This is a genomic window from Mesorhizobium sp. M8A.F.Ca.ET.021.01.1.1, from assembly GCF_003998025.1.
In the GTDB taxonomy this organism is placed as follows: domain Bacteria; phylum Pseudomonadota; class Alphaproteobacteria; order Rhizobiales; family Rhizobiaceae; genus Mesorhizobium.
This window is the reverse complement of record NZ_RZSJ01000948.1, coordinates 1-1,234: the sequence shown is the minus strand read 5'-3', so window position 1 is coordinate 1,234 and position 1,234 is coordinate 1. Positions and strand designations below refer to the sequence as shown.

Sequence of the window (1,234 nt, the reverse complement as noted above, 5' to 3'; positions counted from 1 at the left end):
GACCCAGACCGTCGCGTCCGACCGTGTGCGCTTGAGCAGTTCCGCCACCAGCCGCAGCGCGCCGGAGCCGCCAGGCGCCTGTGCTGCCCGGATACGCGACAGGTCGGCACCCGGACCGAAGGCGAGCTTGGCCATCACCGTGTTGAAAGTGGTATCGCCCGCAAGGCCGAGATAGGTCTTGGTATCCTGTCCCTGCAGCAACCGCTTCTCGGCCTCGCGCACGGCGCGCATGACCGGCGTCTTGCCGTCGCGATCCTTGTAGACGCCGACGCCGAGGTCGACCTTGCCAGGGCGTGGATCGGCGCGATAGAGGCCGATCAGCGCAAGAATCTTGTCGGCGGGAGCTGGCTGCAGGTCTTCGAACATCATTATGGTTCCGTTGGCGCGGCGGAGTGATACGCAAATTGGCTACGTTTCACCAGCGGTTTCGGTGCGCCGGCATGAAAGGCGGCACTGTTGGTACAGCTTCCACCCACTTCAGAGAAAGCATGCTCCATGCTCGTCCGTCTGACCATGATCTGCGCCGGCGCCACGGCGGCGACCCGGAAAGGATCGTTTCCTTCGGATGAACCGCTGGAGCCACGATCGCTGACATTGGCAAACGCGATGCGCGGGACGCTGCGTCGCGCCGACCGTGTGTGGACAGCGCCGGCGCTTCGCGCCCGTCAGACCGCGCAGGCGCTATCGCTGGATGCATCTGTCGATCCGACGCTGGCGGACCAGAACTACGGACGATGGGCAGGCAAGAGCCTTGACGAGGTGGAGGCGCGACAGCCCGACGAGATCGGCGCCTGGCGCACGGATCCGAATGCGGCCCCGCATGGTGGCGAATCGCTGGCCGAGGTTGCCCAAAGGGCGGCTGGATTGATGGATCGATTGATCGCCGAACGTGGTCACACGATCGCAGTAACGCATGCCAGCGTCATCCGCGCCGCGATCCTGCATGTTCTCGGCGCGCCGCTTGCCGCCAGTTGGAAGATCGACGTCGAGCCGCTGAGCATCACGGATTTTCGCAGCGATGGCCACAGGTGGATGCTCCGCGCCTGCGGCGTAACGCTTCCCAAACCGGCAAAACACTTTGGACCAGAGGGCGCCTACGACAACTGAGCGAGGTGAGGGCAGCCGCCGACATATCCTCCAGCGAAGAAAAAATGGCGCCAGCGGGATTAAAGTCCCCACATGCTCCGTAAACAGGGCATGAAACCGTCGATGCCACGCTTTGACATCATAGGAC

Annotated in this window: 2 protein-coding genes; one reads left to right on the top strand and one right to left on the bottom strand. The window is 63.8% G+C overall.

The window, feature by feature from the left end; genetic code table 11:
• Positions 1-366: aminotransferase class I/II-fold pyridoxal phosphate-dependent enzyme (locus tag EOA36_RS35710; protein WP_127281259.1), on the bottom strand; the 366-nt coding region annotated here is incomplete at its 3' end.
• Positions 367-495: 129 nt separating this feature from the next.
• On the opposite strand from EOA36_RS35710, the gene EOA36_RS35705 reads away from it, so the two are divergent.
• The gene (locus EOA36_RS35705; RefSeq protein ID WP_127281258.1) at positions 496-1,107 is read left to right on the top strand and encodes a histidine phosphatase family protein; all 612 of its coding nucleotides are present in this window, start codon (positions 496-498) and stop codon (positions 1,105-1,107) included.
• The last annotated feature ends 127 nt before the right edge of the window (positions 1,108-1,234 follow it).

Excerpts from the sequence above, each read along its gene's own strand:
- EOA36_RS35705 (WP_127281258.1), top strand. The coding sequence starts at position 496 with ATGCTCGTCCGTCTGACCATGATCTGCGCCGGCGCCACGGCGGCGACC.